At 56.7% G+C, this 16,756-nt stretch carries 11 protein-coding genes; 7 read left to right on the top strand and 4 right to left on the bottom strand.

The genetic code is table 11. The annotated features are described in order from the left end of the window. Positions 1-100: 100 nt before the first annotated feature. A complete protein-coding gene (locus THTE_RS07205; protein ID WP_095414789.1) occupies positions 101-1,387 on the bottom strand; it encodes an adenylosuccinate synthase in 1,287 nt (428 codons plus the stop codon). 775 nt (positions 1,388-2,162) lie between these two features. Here THTE_RS07205 and THTE_RS07200 point away from each other — a divergent pair. The 5 genes from THTE_RS07200 to THTE_RS07180 all read left to right on the top strand — a co-directional run bounded on the left by THTE_RS07200 (position 2,163) and on the right by THTE_RS07180 (position 9,812). After that, positions 2,163-3,167 carry a PstS family phosphate ABC transporter substrate-binding protein gene (locus THTE_RS07200; RefSeq protein ID WP_207651804.1) on the top strand — a complete coding sequence of 335 codons (1,005 nt, stop codon included), beginning with the start codon at positions 2,163-2,165 and terminating at the stop codon, positions 3,165-3,167. A 328-nt stretch (positions 3,168-3,495) separates the two neighbouring features. Next, positions 3,496-6,264, top strand: a complete 2,769-nt coding sequence (locus THTE_RS07195; RefSeq protein WP_207651803.1) for an ABC transporter permease subunit — start codon at positions 3,496-3,498, stop codon at positions 6,262-6,264. Between the two features lie 52 nt (positions 6,265-6,316). Continuing rightward, positions 6,317-8,074, top strand: a complete 1,758-nt coding sequence (gene pstA / locus THTE_RS07190) for a phosphate ABC transporter permease PstA (protein ID WP_095414787.1) — start codon at positions 6,317-6,319, stop codon at positions 8,072-8,074. A 20-nt stretch (positions 8,075-8,094) separates the two neighbouring features. Continuing rightward, a complete protein-coding gene (gene pstB, locus THTE_RS07185; RefSeq protein ID WP_237260226.1) occupies positions 8,095-9,186 on the top strand; it encodes a phosphate ABC transporter ATP-binding protein PstB in 1,092 nt (363 codons plus the stop codon). Positions 9,187-9,512: 326 nt separating this feature from the next. Further along, the gene (locus THTE_RS07180; protein WP_157731885.1) at positions 9,513-9,812 is read left to right on the top strand and encodes a hypothetical protein; all 300 of its coding nucleotides are present in this window, start codon (positions 9,513-9,515) and stop codon (positions 9,810-9,812) included. 193 nt (positions 9,813-10,005) lie between these two features. On the opposite strand, the gene THTE_RS07175 is transcribed toward THTE_RS07180, so the two are convergent. Beyond that, on the bottom strand, positions 10,006-11,265 hold the full coding sequence (locus THTE_RS07175; RefSeq protein WP_237260225.1) for a DegT/DnrJ/EryC1/StrS family aminotransferase: 1,260 nt from the start codon (positions 11,263-11,265) through the stop codon (positions 10,006-10,008). A gap of 249 nt (positions 11,266-11,514) precedes the next feature. On the opposite strand from THTE_RS07175, the gene THTE_RS07170 reads away from it, so the two are divergent. After that, positions 11,515-13,275 (top strand): ATP-binding protein, encoded by a 1,761-nt coding sequence (locus tag THTE_RS07170; protein ID WP_095414784.1) that lies wholly within the window; start codon positions 11,515-11,517, stop codon positions 13,273-13,275. A 26-nt stretch (positions 13,276-13,301) separates the two neighbouring features. Here the strand turns inward: THTE_RS07170 and THTE_RS07165 are convergent, their stop codons facing one another. Then, complete coding sequence (locus tag THTE_RS07165) at positions 13,302-13,856, bottom strand: hypothetical protein (RefSeq protein WP_095414783.1); 555 nt, start codon at positions 13,854-13,856, stop codon at positions 13,302-13,304. Positions 13,857-14,198: 342 nt separating this feature from the next. On the opposite strand from THTE_RS07165, the gene THTE_RS07160 reads away from it, so the two are divergent. Continuing rightward, positions 14,199-14,729 (top strand): helix-turn-helix domain-containing protein, encoded by a 531-nt coding sequence (locus THTE_RS07160; protein WP_157731883.1) that lies wholly within the window; start codon positions 14,199-14,201, stop codon positions 14,727-14,729. 109 nt (positions 14,730-14,838) lie between these two features. Here THTE_RS07160 and THTE_RS07155 read toward each other — a convergent pair whose 3' ends face one another. Continuing rightward, positions 14,839-16,599, bottom strand: a complete 1,761-nt coding sequence (locus THTE_RS07155) for an NADPH-dependent assimilatory sulfite reductase hemoprotein subunit (protein WP_095414781.1) — start codon at positions 16,597-16,599, stop codon at positions 14,839-14,841. Positions 16,600-16,756 lie beyond the last annotated feature (157 nt).

Genomic DNA, 16,756 nt, shown 5'->3' with positions numbered 1-16,756 from the left:
GAGATCTCTCTGACCCAGATTTTCTCTCCTCGCACGCTCATTTTGCCGATCGGAGATTTCAACGCCTAGAGCGACTGCCGGTTAGTTCGCCGCAAATACGCTACTGACAAAAAATCGTTTCCTCGCGATCAGGCCCTACTGAGATAATCTCAACCGGTCTTCCCACCAATTCGGCGATCCGGTCGACGTATGCACGGGCAGCTTTCGGAAGCTCCGCCAACCGCCGGATGCCGCGAAGCTCCTGCTCCCAACCGGGAAGTGTTTCATAGACTGGCCGCACGCGCCGCAACTGTTCGGTGTGGCTGGGAAATCGATCGATCCTTTCGCCATCCAATTCGTAAGCGACGCAAATTTTGACTTCAGGAAGTGTGCTCAACACATCTAAAAGCATGATGGCCAGGCTGTCCACACCGCTCAGTCTTGCGGTGTAGCGAACCGCCACGGCGTCAAACCACCCACAGCGCCGCGGCCGCCGGGTTACTGTGCCGTATTCGTTACCGCGATCGCGAATCAGTTGGCCAATTTCGTTGTTCTGCTCGGTAGGAAAGGGCCCGCCGCCCACCCGCGTTGTGTACGCCTTAATGACCCCAACAACTCTGGTGATATATTTGGCAGGCAGGCCTGACCCAGCGGAAATCCCCACCCCCGAGCTGTTGCTACTCGTCACATAGGGGAAGGTACCGTGGTCGATATCAAGAAGGGCCCCCTGCGCACCTTCGAGAAGAATCTTTTTCCCGTTTTCAGCAGCGTCGAGCAAAAACGCGGTTGTGTCCGTCACATGGGGCCGAAGTTCTTCCGCATAGGTCGCGTATTCCCGGTACACAGCTTCCCCATCAAGGGCGGGCGAGTCCGGCGACAATCCGAGCGGAATGAGGGCTTTGGCCTTGCTCGCCGCGATGGCCAGGAGCCGTTCTTTCAAGCCCGGCTCAAAAAAATCGCCTACCCGTACCGCGAGGGAGCGCCCCACCTTGTCTCGGTAGCACGGCCCAATTCCGCGCAAGGTCGTACCAATTGCCTCTCCCCCGGGACATTCGTTGAGGATCCGGTCCTCTTCGATGTGCCAGGGGAGAATGACGTGCGCTCGGTCGCTGAGCATCAGATTGTCACCAATAGATACCCCCTGAGCCCGGAGACTGGCAATTTCTTCACAGAGCGTTTTGAAATTGACGACCACACCGGCAGCAATGACGCATGTCACGTGGGGGCGAAAAATTCCGCTTGGCACGAGCGAGAGCTTGAACGTTTTTCCACCCGTCACCACGGTGTGCCCGGCGTTTGCTCCCCCCTGATAGCGGACCACGATATCGTGTTCTTCAGTGAGAAGATCGACAATCTTCCCCTTGGCCTCATCCCCCCACTGAAGTCCAATGACGGCGGTAGCACTCACGGTTAAAGTGTCCTTTTCTCGTCAGAACGCGACGTTCGGATTCTGGGTTACAAGCTCCTTGGCTGTAGCCGGCACCCGATGACTCGGATTTCAGCCGTTGGCAAAACCCAAATCATGCAGTCTAACCCCGAGGGAAAGCCTTCGTCAAGCATGTGGGACACCGGAGTCCCCCCGGCTATTTTCCTGCTGGAAACCGGCACTCACCTAGACAACGCCTTGGGCAGGGGCAAGCTTCAGCCTGGAGGGACCTGCTTGTCAGGTCCGCCGCTCAAGGTCGGATCCTCCATTTCGAATCGTCGGGCACGACAAGCGTGCCCCTCCGAAACATCCCTTGGAGGGACCCGCTTGTCGGGTCCGTGGTTTGACGTTCGATCATCCATTCCCTCTCGCCGGGGACTGAAGTCCCGCGCGGAAAGCGGAGCTAAAGCCCCGCAGTCCCCATATGGAGTTGGCCCGCGCACGACAAGCGTGCCCCTCCGGGTTCGACGGACCCCGTGGAAGGCGTCCCACGGCTGCAATACCGCCTAAGAACTGTCCTCGCAGGCATCTCCAAACATTCCATGTTAACAAATTCTTAACAATTCCTTAACAAATGCCTAACAGAGTGCCTTTAAAATCAAGGCAAACGTGGCCACGACCGCAGTGCACAACAAGAGTAAAGGAAAGGCGCGGTAGGGACGCAAGCTCCGCGGATGCGACTCTGCGGTCAGAAGTGAGGTTTAACGAGGTACTGTGGATGAAACTCTTCGGCACCCAAAGGAAACCAGTTATGACGATGAGACGATTACTTGCAGCACGCTGGTTGGCCAGACTGACGCTGGCCGTTTACGGTATCTGGGCGTTTCATGCGGCTTGTTTCGCGCAGATACAGGTAGATCCCAAACTTCCGGATTATAAACCCGTTCAGGGTGTGTCCGGTAACCTGAAAAGTGTTGGTTCGGACACCATGAACATCCTCATGACCCTTTGGGCCGAGGGATTCCGCCGTTATTATCCTAACGTGCAGATTGAGATCGAAGGAAAAGGCTCATCGACGGCACCGCCCGCCTTAATCGCGGGCACATCGCAATTTGGGCCGATGAGTCGCCCCATGAAAGAAGCCGAGATCGATCAATTTGAGGCCAAGTTCGGTTACAAGCCAACGGCTCTGTCCACGGCCATCGATATGCTGGCAGTTTATGTGCATAGGGACAATCCCATTAAAGGATTGACTCTCCAGCAGGTGGACGCCATTTTCTCAAAGACTCGTCGTGGCGGTTATCCCACGGATATCCGAACCTGGGGCCAGTTGGGCCTGACTGGAGATTGGGCTTCCCATCCGATAAGTCTTTACGGCCGAAACTCGGCATCGGGAACCTACGGATTCTTCAAAGAACACGCCCTATTCGGCGGCGATTTCAAAGATGAGGTCAAGGAACAGCCTGGTAGCTCCTCGGTGGTTCAAGGGGTTGCGAGCGATCGCTATGCCATCGGATACAGCGGGATTGGGTACAAGACCGCAGACGTGCGAGCACTCCCTCTCGCTGCCAAACAGGGAGCACCCTTCGTCCCCGCGGAACCAGAGCATGCCTACACGGGGGATTATCCCCTTGCCCGGTTTCTCTACGTGTACGTGAACTATAAGCAAGGAACCCAACTCGACCCCCTTCGGGCTGAGTTCATCAAGTATATCTTCAGCAAGCAAGGGCAGAATGACGTCATTCGTGCCGGTTACTATCCCGTGCCGGCTGTCTTCGCTCGAAAAACACTTCAGGCTGTGGGGCTACCCGTCGACTTTTGATCTCGTGGAGTGAAAAACGATAAATGAGTATTTTGAGGATTACCCGTGAGCGATTGACCTTGGTGTGCTGGTCCGTCCGCAGGACAGTTGGCGATTCAGGGCAGGGGCGCCGACAGGAGGCCCCTGCCTTGCCATACAGCCACGAGTCGACTGTAGAAGAAATGTGCAGTACTCGGCAAAATCAGCACATATTGTTAGGCTATTTCCTCGTGGTTTAGCCCGTGCGACGTGACCTCACTACAGAAGACGCAGACGACAAATTTCATCCATCAAGCCACATTTATGAATCACATCGTGGGCATTGTCATTTGGGCGAGTATGAAGGAGCATGATGGATAGTGCGTCGAGGCGAAGAACTCGCATAGTCCACTCAATCGATCGAATCGCAGCCTGGATTATTTCCCTCGGAGGCGTCAGCACAATTGTCGCCGTTCTGGCGGTTTTTGTCTTTCTGGTCTGGAGTGTGCTCCCACTTTTCCGGCCTGCATCTTTAACTCACCAGGCAGTCGTGCGACTCACCATGGAGCGGCCGACTGCGGGCTCAAGGGCTGCAAGAACGTCCGGCGAACCGCCGAGTTCCGAGGAGCCGCAACAAGAGCTTCAGAGCAGGCAGACTCGCCATGAATCGCTTGACGACGCCCTGCCTTCAAATCCTGTGGCATTCGGTGTGGATGAGTCCGTTTCCGTGCTCTGGGGTGTCTCGCGAACGGGTATCCTTTCCGTCTGGGAGTTGGCTCAAGGACGGATGGTTCACCAGATCCCATTAAGTGAATCGGAAAACATCGTCTGCGCCACGGTGGACGCTCGACGACGATCATTTGTGCTGGGAACGCAGGACGGCAAACTGTTGCCGGGAAGTTTCACGATCCAGATGACTTCCGTCCCTGAGGAGGAAGTACCCGCGCAAATCAGATCTCATCGGCCGAGCCCGGCCGCTGAGACCAAGGTAGTCATCGAGGGCGACGCCGCCTGGTGGACTGCCGGGCAGGGGCTCTGGCGAAATTCGCGTGTCTCGGTTTCGCGGGAAGACCCGGTCGTCCTTGGTGATCGGGCCGTGGTCCTGGTGGACTCTTCTTTCCGCGGTGAAACCCGACTTCTCGCCGCCCTCACTGAGGATAGAGTTCTCCACGTGGGAACCTCAGAAAAGAAGCTCAACTTTCTGACAGGCGAGGAAACGGTGACCTTTTCCGGGGGTTCCTTGGAATTGGACGCGGAGCTCGGAGAGAGTTTTCCGAGTTATCTCTGCATGTCGGGGGTTGGCGATTCGGTCTACCTCCTGTGGCAAGACGGCCGACTCCTCCGCGTTGACACCCGTGTGGTGGATGCCCCACAGGTCGCAGAAAGACTCCGAGTCACTCGCGGAAACGATACCATTACAGCATTCGGTCAACTCATCGGAAAGAACACCCTTCTCATTGGAACCCGCGATGGTGAGGTCTCTGCCTGGTTTCCCATTAAACCCGAAAATGCTAAGACTCCCGATGGCGTCCAGCTTGTGCAGGGACATATCTTTCGCAAAGGGCCGGCCGCGGCTGTGTGCTTCGGTCCCTCCCAGCGGAGTCGTCTCTTCTCCGTGGCGTACTCCGACGGAACGGTGAGAGTCTTTCACGCCACAAGCGAGCAGCTCGTCGCGGAAGATAGGTTTGTTGCAGAGGTAACTGCGTCATCCGCTCATGGTTCTAAACCACTCTCTGCCGCAAGGAACGCCGCAAAATCGTGGGAGACACACATTTCGGCTGTGGCGATTGGCCCTAAAGAAGACGCCCTCATCGCAGTCGAAAAGCACCAGGCCCAACTCTGGCGGCTTGCCGCCCCTCATGCCGGTATCACGCTCCGCTCTGTTTTTGGACGGGTTTGGTACGAGGGGTACCCAAAACCGGAGTTTGTCTGGCAATCATCGAGCGGTACAGACGACTTTGAGCCCAAGTACAGTCTCACTCCACTCATTTTCGGAACTATCAAGGCCACCGTATTCGCCCTTCTTTTTGCCGTGCCACTGGCGTTCCTGGCCGCCGTTTATACCAGCGAGGTGCTGCACAAGAGCGTGCGGGCGTATGTCAAGCCCAGCCTGGAACTGATGGCGGGCCTGCCCAGCGTGGTGCTGGGTTTTCTGGCGGCACTTGTGTTTGCCCCCTGGGTGGAAACACGCCTTCCCCAGGTTCTAGCCGTGTTCTACACAGTACCATTCGCGCTCCTGCTGGGCGGACACGTTCTTCGGGTTCTGCCGAGGTCCTGGCAGTTCGTCGCGGCGCGGTACCGGTTCTGGACAATCCTAGTGGCCTGCGCGCTGGGCATTGCCCTGGCCAACTACGCCGGCCCACTGGCTGAAAAGGCCTTTTTTCACGGGGATATCAAGGCATGGCTGAATGGAAGGGTAGGCTCGGGAACACCTGGCTGGGCGTTTGTATTGTTGCCTCTCGCGGGCGTATTCGTGGCGATGACCCAGATCTTGTGGATTGGGCCAACTCTTGAAAGATTTCTGCCACTTGCTTCTCGTCAACTTTGGGCATGGATCAAGCTCGGCTTATTTCTGCTGGGCGTCGTGGCAGCCTTCTTTGCCAGTTTCCTTCTGGGGTGGCTTTTGACGCATGTCTTGGGCATCGACCCACGTGGATTGTTTCTTGGTACCTACGTGCAGCGGAATGCCTTCGTCGTCGGTTTCGTGATGGGTTTTGCGATCATCCCCATCATTTACACGATCGCCGACGATGCCCTGACGGCTGTACCGGATCACCTCCGTGCTGCTTCCCTTGGCGCCGGTGCCACGCCCTGGCAAACCGCTCTCCGGGTGGTTATTCCGACCGCCATGAGTGGACTTTTCTCTGCCCTCATGATTGGGCTGGGGCGGGCTGCTGGGGAAACAATGATCGTCCTGATGGCCGCCGGAAACACGCCCATCATGGACTGGAACATATTCAGCGGTTTCCGAACGTTGTCGGCCAACATCGCGGTGGAATTGCCCGAGGCGGTCCAGTACAGCACGCACTACCGGATGCTGTTCCTGGCCGGGCTTTGCCTGTTTGTTATCACGTTTATCGTCAATACCGTGGCGGAGCTCGTCCGTCTACGGTTCCGCAAGAAGGCATTTCAATTGTGATTTCAGACCGCTTCCATCACTTAAACCTGGATGGCTTAACGGTTCCAATTCGATGACACAGGTTATAACTTCGAGAAACACAAGAATTTCTCGTGAACCGCCCGCCTTGCGGGACAGCCCCGCACGATTGCTCTCGGCCTATGCCGAGCCCTCTCTGTGGCTGACTGGCGGCGCGCTGGTCATCGCACTCACGATGATGTTCGGTTTGCTGGCCCTCATCCTGGTAGAAGGGACGCGGACTTTCTGGCCCCTTCGTGTCGTTCGGTGGGAACTGCCGGATCGCGTGGTGATGGGTGAAATCACTCGAAGCGAATGGTTTCGTCCAGACCCTCAATCCATCCAGAACATGTCACCGGAACTACAAAAATCCTTCCAGGAATATACGGATAAGCACAAAGGCTGGGTTCTGCGGTACCTGGTGAGAACAGGTAATTACGAACTCACCAATGAACACTTCCAGTGGGTGTCGGCGCCTGAGATTCTCCTGGGTAAGACCACCTGGCCCGACTGGGTTATTGTTTTGGAACGGATGGCATGGGGACGGTTTTATGGAATTCCCGTGGCTTTCGTGATCGATGGTCAGCCCCAGGTCACCACGCCCTCCGAGGCATGGGAAAACTTTCTTCACTGGCATCCAGAGGTACGCCGCCGGTTCAGGGTGATCAGGCGATTGGAAACTCGGGTCCTTGGCGACATCAATCACGATCTTGAGTCTGCCCGTCTGCGTCTGCGCTCTGTGGAACTGGAAGAAGGTAAGCAATCCCCGCGGTATCGCCGCTTGGAGGCAGAGGTTGCTCAGGCAGAAAAGAAATTAAACGAACGTTACGAATCGGTGCGGCAGGAAATTGAGCGCCTGCGAGCTGAGAACGCTCGGTATGCCATTCGCCTGAAAACGGCCGATGGTCAGGAGAAAGACATCGCTCTGGCGGACATTGTTCGCGCGTATCCGGCAAACCAACTTGACCTGATTGCGCGATGCCAGGTTTACCTGAGCCGGGTCTGGGAGTTTTTAACAGACGAACCACGAGAGGCCAACACCGAAGGTGGAATCTTTCCGGCGATTTTTGGGACAGCATTTCTAACGCTCTTGATGACCATCGCTGTTGTGCCCATGGGAGTGCTGGCGGCACTTTACCTGCGGGAGTATGCCAAAGGCGGCGTGATCGTCAGTGGTTTACGGATTGCCATCAACAATTTGGCGGGAGTACCCAGCATCGTCTTTGGCGTGTTTGGTCTCGGATTTTTCTGCTACCTGGTCGGCGGATCGATCGATAGCATTTTCTTCCAGGCTCGGCTCCCCAACCCGACTTTTGGCACCGGGGGAATTCTCTGGGCATCTCTTACGCTTGCGCTGCTCACGCTCCCGGTAGTCATTGTGGCCACTGAAGAGGCACTGGCCGCAGTTCCTCGATCTGTCCGCGAGGGCTCCTATGCCTGTGGTGCTACCCGCTGGCAGACGCTGCGTCGGGTGGTTATACCCCAAGCGTTTCCAGGAATCCTCACCGGCACGATTTTGGCCATGGCTCGTGGCGCGGGAGAAGTGGCTCCACTCATGCTGACCGGCGCTGTCAAACTGGCTCCGGAGTTGCCCATCGATCATCGCTTCCCCTACATTCACCTGCAGCGGAGTTTTATGCACCTGGGTTTCCACATTTATGACCTCGGTTTTCAAAGTCCCAACAGCGAAGCCGCCAAGCCGATGGTATTCTCCACAACACTGGTGTTGATTTTGCTTATTCTGGCACTCAACCTGTGGGCGTTCGCACTGCGTGCGCGGTTACGGCGGGCCTCACGCGTCTTGCATTTATGATGAAGCGTGGCTTTACTAAGATGAGCTACTGGCAAACTTTTGTGCCAATAAACTCCGGCCGTAAGGTTGCCGCTTTGCGAGAGAAGAAAGAGTCGCAACTGGCCAGTCTGGCCAGTAATCCGTTTATTGAGCGCGTGTCTCCCATGGATTCCAAGTCTGCACCGTCATCTGCGGAAACAACCTCAACTCGGCTAAGCTCGGCCGTAAAAGTTCAGCCCTCCAACTCCCAAGTACGAGCGAGCCGTGACGGAAAACTGCTTTCCTTCGAAGAATCGCTGTTGCAGGGCGCGTCGCGATTGGCAGCGATCGCCCGAGGTGAACCTTTTGAAAGCGAAATCCATCCGCAGGTTCTGGCAGAGCCCGCCGTCCTTGAAATAGACCATTTCAGCCTCTGGTACGGGAAAAAACAGACCCTCTTCGACATTTCCATGAATATCCCGAAAGGGAAGGTAACCGCCATCATCGGTCCCAGTGGATGCGGCAAATCCACGCTGATCCGCTGCGTCAACCGCATGAATGATCTGATTGATGATGTGCGTACGGAAGGAGATATCCGGTTGGATGGCGTCTCGGTATTTGATCCTACCGTGGATGTGACCCAAATCCGCAAGCGGGCAGGCATGGTGTTTCAGAAGCCCAATCCCTTTCCCATGAGCATTTTTGAGAACGTCGTCTATCCGCTGCGGATTCAGGGCATCCGAAATCGGCAGTACCTTCAGGAACAATGTGAGCGGTGCCTCCGGGCGGCCGCACTTTGGGATGAGGTCAAGGATCATCTCAATCAAAACGCCCTCCAGCTTTCCGGCGGGCAGCAGCAGCGTCTGTGCATCGCCCGAGCTTTGGCAGGCAACCCGGAAGTGCTGTTATTGGACGAGCCCTGCTCGGCACTCGATCCCATCGCGACGAACAAGATTGAAGATCTCATCCGAGAACTCGCTGGGGAATATACCGTGGTCATCGTGACTCACAATATGCAGCAGGCCGCCCGGGTGAGTGATTACACGGCTCTGCTCTATTTGGGTCGTCTTATCGAATACGGCCCGACCCCAGACATCTTCAGTGCCCCACGGTTGCCGGAGACGGAAGCGTATGTGACGGGACGGTTTGGATAAGGTTCGTCCCCATTGGAGGGGAAATCCTTCGGAGGGGCACGCTCGTCGTGCCCGCCGAAACCCGATGGGTGATTTAACGTGGCAAAGCGGACCTGACAAGCAGGCCCCTCTAAAAGCGGACCTGATAATCCACTGCCTCCGGAGCGAATCTCGCTCCCACACGAAACGGCACGAAGGTCCGGGGCGCCGTTGGCGGAGGAAAACTGGTGATCAGGCAACCAGTCGCCAAATTGGCAGAGACGGCGTGCCGGTTTATAATCGAACAGTGTGGCCATCGCGGAAATGTCATCTACCACTGAAAACACGCAGAGAAGTGAGGAGCCCGCGTGATGTGCTTGTGGCTGGCGGTTATCAATCTGGGGGAAAGCTTGCTCATCGCTGAAGAGGCGAGCGGGGGAGGCAGTCCAGCATGGGCACCGGGGTATCTCGTGGTCATCCTGGCCACAGTTTTCGTGATGATGATCGCTTTGGCCCCGAGTCGCAGATCCGACAAAGTCAAGGGAATTGAGTTTAAGGGCACATCCTGGGGTAAAGTCGTGACGTCAGAAACAGAAAAGAAGAAGGCGCCGGAGGGCCCTCCGCCCGGCGTCTTTGCTCCTGCTCAGATGGCGAAAAAGCGCGGGTGAGCTCGTCGGGTCTCCTCGCCGTACCTGCCCAACGGGCCCTGGCAGCCGTGTCCCGGTGGTTGCCGTTGTGCATTCCTCGTGAATTGGGCTTCGCACGTGCGATCCGCCGGGCTGCGTCGGATAGTTGGCCGCACACAGCGGGAGTGCAGTTGGAGGCTCTCGGCCGCTGTGGGAAGAGATTTCGAGCTGGCCGTTACCGGCGTTCCACGTGTGTTTCCGTCGTCGGTTGAGATGTTCTTTCCAGAAATTTGGGCGGCCCAATCCGGAACGTATGCGATTGTGCCCCCAGAAACTCCGCGATCGCCCGAACCACTGTCCGCTGCTCTTCTTCGGTCAAATGCGGAAAAATGGGGAGAGCCAGCACCTCTCGGCTGGCCAGAAATGTTTCCGGCAGGTCGGTGGGAGCGTAGCCCAAGAATTGAAAGCATTCCTGCTCGTGCAGGCCAAGCGGATAATAGATTTCGGTCCCGATTCCCTGTTCTTGGAGGTACTTGCGAAGAGCGTCACGCTGTCCGTTGCGCACCCGAATGACGTACTGATTCCACACGTGGCGCCCTTCCACGGTTCTCTCCGGCAAAACAATGTGCCGTTCCAAACCGGCTTCCAAAAAGAGCGCGGTGTAACGTTGGGCAATTTCCTGGCGACAGGCCACCCAATCCTCCAGATGGCGAAATTTGACCAGGAGAACGGCTGCTTGAAAGGCGTCCATCCGGCTGTTGATACCAATTTTATGATGATAGTACCGCGGATGCATTCCGTGGACGCGGAGGATGCGAAGCTGATCGCTGAGCTGCCCATCGTTGGTGGTCAACATTCCACCGTCGCCCATCCCGCCCAAATTCTTGGTGGGATAGAAGCTGAGACATCCAATTCGGCCCAGCGAGCCGACGCGTTTTCCGCGGTACTCCGCCCCAATCGACTGGGCGGCATCTTCGACGACGGTTATGCCGAAGCGTTCCGCCAGTTCCAAAATCGGCGTCATGTCGGCCGCCTGACCGAAAAGATGAACGGGTATGATGGCTTTGGTATTCTTCCTGATCAATCGCGCTACGTGCTCGGGCGATATGTTGTACGATCGCGGGTCAATGTCAGCGAAGACTGGCTTGGCTCCAAGCCGTGCGACGGCACTGGCAGTTGCAAAAAAAGTGAAACTCGGGACGATCACCTCGTCCCCCGGCCCGATGTTGAGAGCCATCATCGCAAGCAGCAGAGCATCACTGCCCGAAGCACAGGCAATGGCATACCGGCAATGACAGTACTCTGCAAGGGCCTGTTCAAGGGTCTCCACCTCGGGGCCGAGAACAAACACTCCAGAATCGACGACCCTCGCCAGCGCTGCCACAATCTCGTCCCGCAGAGGCGCCTGGGCACGACCGAGGTCGAGAAAGGGGACCATGCGTCGGGGGTGCGACGAGGCTTCCGTGCTCTCCATTGGCCGAGGAGTTGGTGCCATGTGATTTCCTTCTTCGCTCACCGTCCGTGGGTGTCTCTCCAGATGTCCCAACATCCGTCAACTTGGACGCACCATCGGAAGTAGCGTAGATTGATTGCTTGAAAACAGTCAAGATCAATTTCAGGGGAATGAGAACATAAGAAGCTGAGACTACCGATCTCGACGCGCTCACCTTGGAATAAAGCTCCGTCAGTCAGATCGGTTAAGCCACCATTTTGATCCAGACATCGCACTTTGGGAATCGCAGTCATGTTTCGCCTGTCTCGATTGAGGTTACCTTTCGTGCTTCTCACTTTTTGGGCTGTCACGACTGTTCCAATTGCCCTGATATGGTTACTCACGAGTCCGGCCACCCATGAGCAGCTCGTGAACATGTGGATCGAAGAGCGGGCGCACTATCTTGCCCGGACCATTCTTCCAGACGAAACGGCGAAACAGATGACGGACCTCCAAGCCCTGACCAACGTCTTGCGTCAAAAGGCCGGCGCTTTGGAACTCCAGCTTGCGATTTTCGACGCAGGCGGACGTGTCCTGGTAGCCACAACGCCGGGAATTACCCGTGCCGCCACGGAGCCGTCGGAGGTCCAACTGTGCCGGAACTCGGGACGCCCGGTGTTTCGGTGGCAGGAGGTTCGGTCGGGCGGCCATCTCCGCTGCGTGGCGGCTTTTCCCGTAACCGCGCTTTCCGCGCCCGCCGTGCTATGGCTCGAGCAAGAGATTCCTTTGAGTTCGGCAAATCTGTCGGGCACGATTCTCTGGAGCGGCTTGCGAAGTATCGGTTGGGGGAGCCTCCTGGGTGCTATGGGATGGTTGGTCGTAGGCCTCTGGGTCGACAGAGTCCTTGCTGGGCTCTCGCCCGAAAAGCTGGTCAAGGAGCGTGGGCCATCCGTGCCACGATGGTACCCGCAGGAAATTGTGCAACTGGCGCAACAGTGGCGGGACTACACGGTTCAGCGTGAAAATGAGCGTAAAAGGCTTCGCCAAATTCAGGCTGAGTTGGAGGCCGTTCTGGAACATCTTGCCGACGGAATCCTCATCCTGGATCGAGAGGGAAGGGGACAGAAGTGGAACCAGCAGGCGGCTCAGCTCCTTCGTTTCCCACCCCATCTGTCTCCCGGCCAACTCATCCTCTCCGAGCGAATTCGACACCCGGCCTTTCCACCGTGGTGGCAACGGGTCCTTTCCGGCGAGGCTTCGCCACCGCTTCGGCTTACTCACGAATTTCCTGAACAACACCTCGAACTAAGAGCCGTGCCGCTTCGCTTTGATGACACCGGGGATGTGCACTTTCTGGTGGTCGTTCGGGATGTTACGCGAACCGAAGTGCTTGACCGGGTGCGCCGAGACTTCGTCGCCAATGTCAGTCACGAATTGAAAACTCCACTCACCACCATGAAAGGTTTTCTCGAAACATTGCTCGACGGTGCGATTGAAGAGCCGGACCAAGCCCGACACTTCACGCAGATCGTCTTCGAACAAACCGAGCGACTGGAACGAATTGTGGACGATCTTCTGGTGCTCACACGACTGGACAGTGCAACGGATCAGCCTCTTGAACGCCAGCAGGTTAAGGCCAGCGCCCTGATACAAGGGGCAATTGAGCAGTGCCAGCTTGCCGCGGAAAGAAAGAACATGACCTTGAAAGCGGAGATTGTGACAGATCCCGACCTCGATGTTAATCCCCGCCTGTTCCAGATGGCGATTGTCAATCTGATCGACAATGCGATCAAGTACAGCGATCCCGGAAAAACGATCACAGTTCGGGTAGAAATGCAAGATAAAGAGATTCTCTTTTCCGTGATTGATGAGGGATGGGGCATTGAAAGCCGGCACCTTCCCCGCATCTTCGAGCGTTTTTACTGTGTGGACCCCGGGAGAAGCCGCGAACTCGGCGGGACAGGGCTGGGCCTCTCCATCGTCAAACACGTGGCGCAGGTGCACGGAGGATACGTGACGGTCACAAGCGAAGTTGGCCGAGGAAGCACCTTCACCATCCACCTGCCGAAATGAGCCGCGGCAGAAATCCCGATCGAGCATTACTCGGGGGGAGTTTTTTCCTCATCCCCGTCCTCGGCCTCGGCCACCCTCTTCTGGTGCCGCTGTTCCCACCATTCTGCAACGGTGATTCCCGCCACGAGGATCGCGCCCACAATGGCCACGAGGATCACCAAGTCCCACAGTCCCCGCCAGATTCTTTCGTGTTCGATAAAGTCTCTCTCAAATCGCGGCATCGGCCCATCGACTCCCGTGCGGAGGACGCGAAAATAATTATAGACTACCGCGGGGGGAACCCTGTGCAGATCGGGCAGTGAGGGCATGGTTCTATACAGATAGAGCATACCCAGCACGGCCAGCAAGATGAGTCCCAGGCCCAGCCATCGAAAACCGGTGACCCAGCCTGCCAGAGGACTGTAGGAGGCCTGTTCGCTAGTTCCAGCGACTGCGACCCGGGTTTCCTGTCGTAAGAGTTCCCCCCAAGAAGGCACGGTCACCTGACGGCCGCACTGGCAGACAAGGGTGGTTCCCGACTGGCCCGCGGAAACAGAGACTTTCCGTCCGCACTCGCAAGCAATTTCGTACTGTCTGTTCATGGCCCTATATTTTTCCGGGGGAAATTGTCATAATTCTAGGAAAGATGCGTGGGAGAACGTATACTTTTCAACAGACCTTTTGCGAACTGGCCGGACCTGTCTCGTGCGGCCGGGAGGACCCACGTCAAAATTGCGTCTTTAATCGAGTATAAATTGTTGACATCGTTCGGTACACACTTTGGCCTGTGTCCAAGCCGTCGCACTCATTGAAAGCAAGGTGGCACCAAAGCGTTCACATTTTTCTGTATGTTGCGACATGCAGGTGAGAAGAATTACCATGGTAGTGCAGATCCTTACAGCACATTCAGGCGGGGCGCAGCGTCTGTGGGAGGAGTTGTAGAGATGGACAATCTACTCGGTGACAACCTGCGGCGCCTCATGTCTCAGCTCGGGCTCACCATCAATGAGGTGGCGGAACGCACCAAATTGGACAAACGGACAATCCGGGGAATTCTCGAGGGAAGCAAACGGCCCCATCCTCGGACGATCGGCCAACTGGCACAGGGGCTGGGGGTCCCCGTGGACGAACTGTTTATCGACCCCACGCGCCTTCTCTATCGCCGTTTCGATCGTCAAACAAATCCCATTGTGGAGCGCGTCATCCAGGCCCATCCAGAGCTGTTTCAGGATTGGACAACCGCTGAATTCGAAGAGCTTTACAGCCGGTTCGGCACTGGTGGCGCACTCACCGAGGAAGGGGTCATCGCCGTAGCCAAGAAAACGAACCGACGACGCGACCTCGAGCGAAAGCTGGCCATTCTCCTGGAAACCAACCAGGCTGAGGTCATCGAGGGGATCATCAATCTGCTCTACGAAAAGGTGCGTGCCCATCCCCCATCAACTGCGGGATCATCACCCAGCCAACGCATCTAGCGTGATTCCCCTCGCCGATTGACTGGGTGGACGGGGACTTTTTCAGAGCACACCCATTCGATAAAGCACTGATCACGCGGCTGCCGTCTGTTCCGCGTGAAACCACATGTCAGCACGTTTCGCTTTCCATTCCTTCGGCGATTGCGACCCCTTGCCCGCCATTTGCGGCGCACAGTTCGCGAAGTTTCTGGATCCCTATTCGGTGACAGAAATCCCCCAGCGTCTCGCCGTTCTGCCGGTGCTGGGCAAATAGCGTCAGTACTGGCCTAAGGGTAGGGATAATTTCCCCCAACGGCACGGTGTCCAGGTACAACTCGCCGAGCCGATCGCCTAGTAATCGCCCACCTAAATAAATCGCATATTTGTTAACCGTTCGTCCAACCAACCCGATATCGGCGTTGTACGGCCGGGCGCATCCATTGGGGCAGCCGGTCATCCGCACGGTGAACCGCTCGTTTTCTAGCCCTAGCCGCGCTAGTTCAACCTCGAGTTGGTCGATCAGCCCCGGCAGAACGCGCTCGCTCTCGGTGACCGCCAGCGGACAAGTCGGAAGGGCCACACAGGCCATTGACCAGCGTCTGACCTGCGAGATTTCTTCGCTCAAAGGTACGCCGTGTTCGCGGAGAATTCCTTCCAATTCCGGCCGAACGTTTTCCGGCAGGTCGCAAAACAGAATGCTTTGATGGGCTGTAAACCGAATCCCTGGCTGGAATCTCTGGCAGATTTCGCGAATCGCACTCTTCAATCGAAAGCCGTCGCGATCCAGAATCCGCCCATTCTCCACATTCAATCCGTAAAACCACTTGCCGTCGCCCTGGTCATGCCACCCGATGTGATCGTCAAATCCGCGAACACTTACCGGCAGCGGATCTCGGATGGACCGACCGTAATACTGTTCCAGGGTCTGTCGGAACCAATCGATGCCACGGTCGGCAATCAAGTACTTGAGGCGTGCCCGCTTCCGGTCTCCCCGCTCGCCGAAATCGCGGAAGATCTTCACCACTGCTTCGGCAATCGGAATAACCTCGTCCTTACTGATGAAACCCACCGGTTTGGCAAGGGCCGGAAAAGTATTCTTGTTACTGGGGGTTACTCCAAGGGATCCCCCGGCCAAGACGTTGAAGCCGGCAATCCGGCCGTCCTCCACGATCGCCACGAAGCCGAGGTCATTCGCGTAAACATCGACACAGTTATCATCCAGCAGTCCCAACGCTATCTTAAATTTGCGAGGAAGATAGGTCTTACCATAAATCGGCTCAACTTCCTCCGGATCGGCCTGGCCGCCGACAAGTTGTTTCTCCTGAGTCTCGGGATCGGTCAGCCAAATCTGGTGGTACGCTGGGGTTCGAGGCAGCAAGTGTCGGGTCACAGCCCGTGCCAACTCCTGGAGTTCCTCGCGAACCCCATCGTGTCGCAAGGGGGCGGGACAGCAGATGACGTTCCGAACCACGTCCCCGCAGGCGCCCAGCGTGGTCATCTGGACCTCATTGATCCGTTGGATCGCCTCCCGCAGATTCCGCTTCAAAACCCCATGCAGTTGCAGGTCCTGGCGGTCCGTGATTCGCGCCGTGGCGTTGCCCAGCTCGTCGCACAGATCGAGTTGCGCGAGCAATTGTTGCCAGGTAAGCACACCACCCGGCACCTTCACGCGCACCATCATGATGTACGTTTTCCCTTCCCGCCGTCTGTCGCGGTCGTCCTGCTGATAGGTCCCATGGTGTTTGAGGACCTGGACTGCTTTCTCGCTGAATGCGGGTTGATCGTTGAAAACTTCCTCGGCCAGTATGCGGTAGAGAAACTGACTGGCTTCCTTGACTTCCTCAACACCGCTCCGTTTCCGCTCGGGCTTTTGCTGGGGAGAATCACTCATACCACGTGGATCCTTGCTTGACCTGCAAATGAGATTTAGTGTCAAATTCGCCGTTGGCTCATTCCCAACTCAAATCGTCACTAATATGAGCAATTTACTGCATCATTATATATCCAGCCTGACGAGCGGGGCAATCCCAAAATCGCAGGGGCTCCAC

It is taken from the genome of Thermogutta terrifontis (assembly GCF_002277955.1).
GTDB lineage: Bacteria > Planctomycetota > Planctomycetia > Pirellulales > Thermoguttaceae > Thermogutta > Thermogutta terrifontis.
This window is presented reverse-complemented; position numbering and strand designations above follow the sequence as displayed.

Coding starts and splice junctions, on each gene's coding strand:
- THTE_RS07200 (WP_207651804.1), top strand. CDS start 2,163: ATGAGACGATTACTTGCAGCACGCTGGTTGGCCAGACTGACGCTGGCC.
- THTE_RS07195 (WP_207651803.1), top strand. CDS start 3,496: ATGATGGATAGTGCGTCGAGGCGAAGAACTCGCATAGTCCACTCAATC.
- pstA (WP_095414787.1), top strand. CDS start 6,317: ATGACACAGGTTATAACTTCGAGAAACACAAGAATTTCTCGTGAACCG.
- pstB (WP_237260226.1), top strand. CDS start 8,095: ATGAGCTACTGGCAAACTTTTGTGCCAATAAACTCCGGCCGTAAGGTT.
- THTE_RS07175 (WP_237260225.1), bottom strand. CDS start 11,265: ATGGCACCAACTCCTCGGCCAATGGAGAGCACGGAAGCCTCGTCGCAC.
- THTE_RS07170 (WP_095414784.1), top strand. CDS start 11,515: ATGTTTCGCCTGTCTCGATTGAGGTTACCTTTCGTGCTTCTCACTTTT.
- THTE_RS07165 (WP_095414783.1), bottom strand. CDS start 13,856: ATGAACAGACAGTACGAAATTGCTTGCGAGTGCGGACGGAAAGTCTCT.
- THTE_RS07160 (WP_157731883.1), top strand. CDS start 14,199: ATGGACAATCTACTCGGTGACAACCTGCGGCGCCTCATGTCTCAGCTC.
- THTE_RS07155 (WP_095414781.1), bottom strand. CDS start 16,599: ATGAGTGATTCTCCCCAGCAAAAGCCCGAGCGGAAACGGAGCGGTGTT.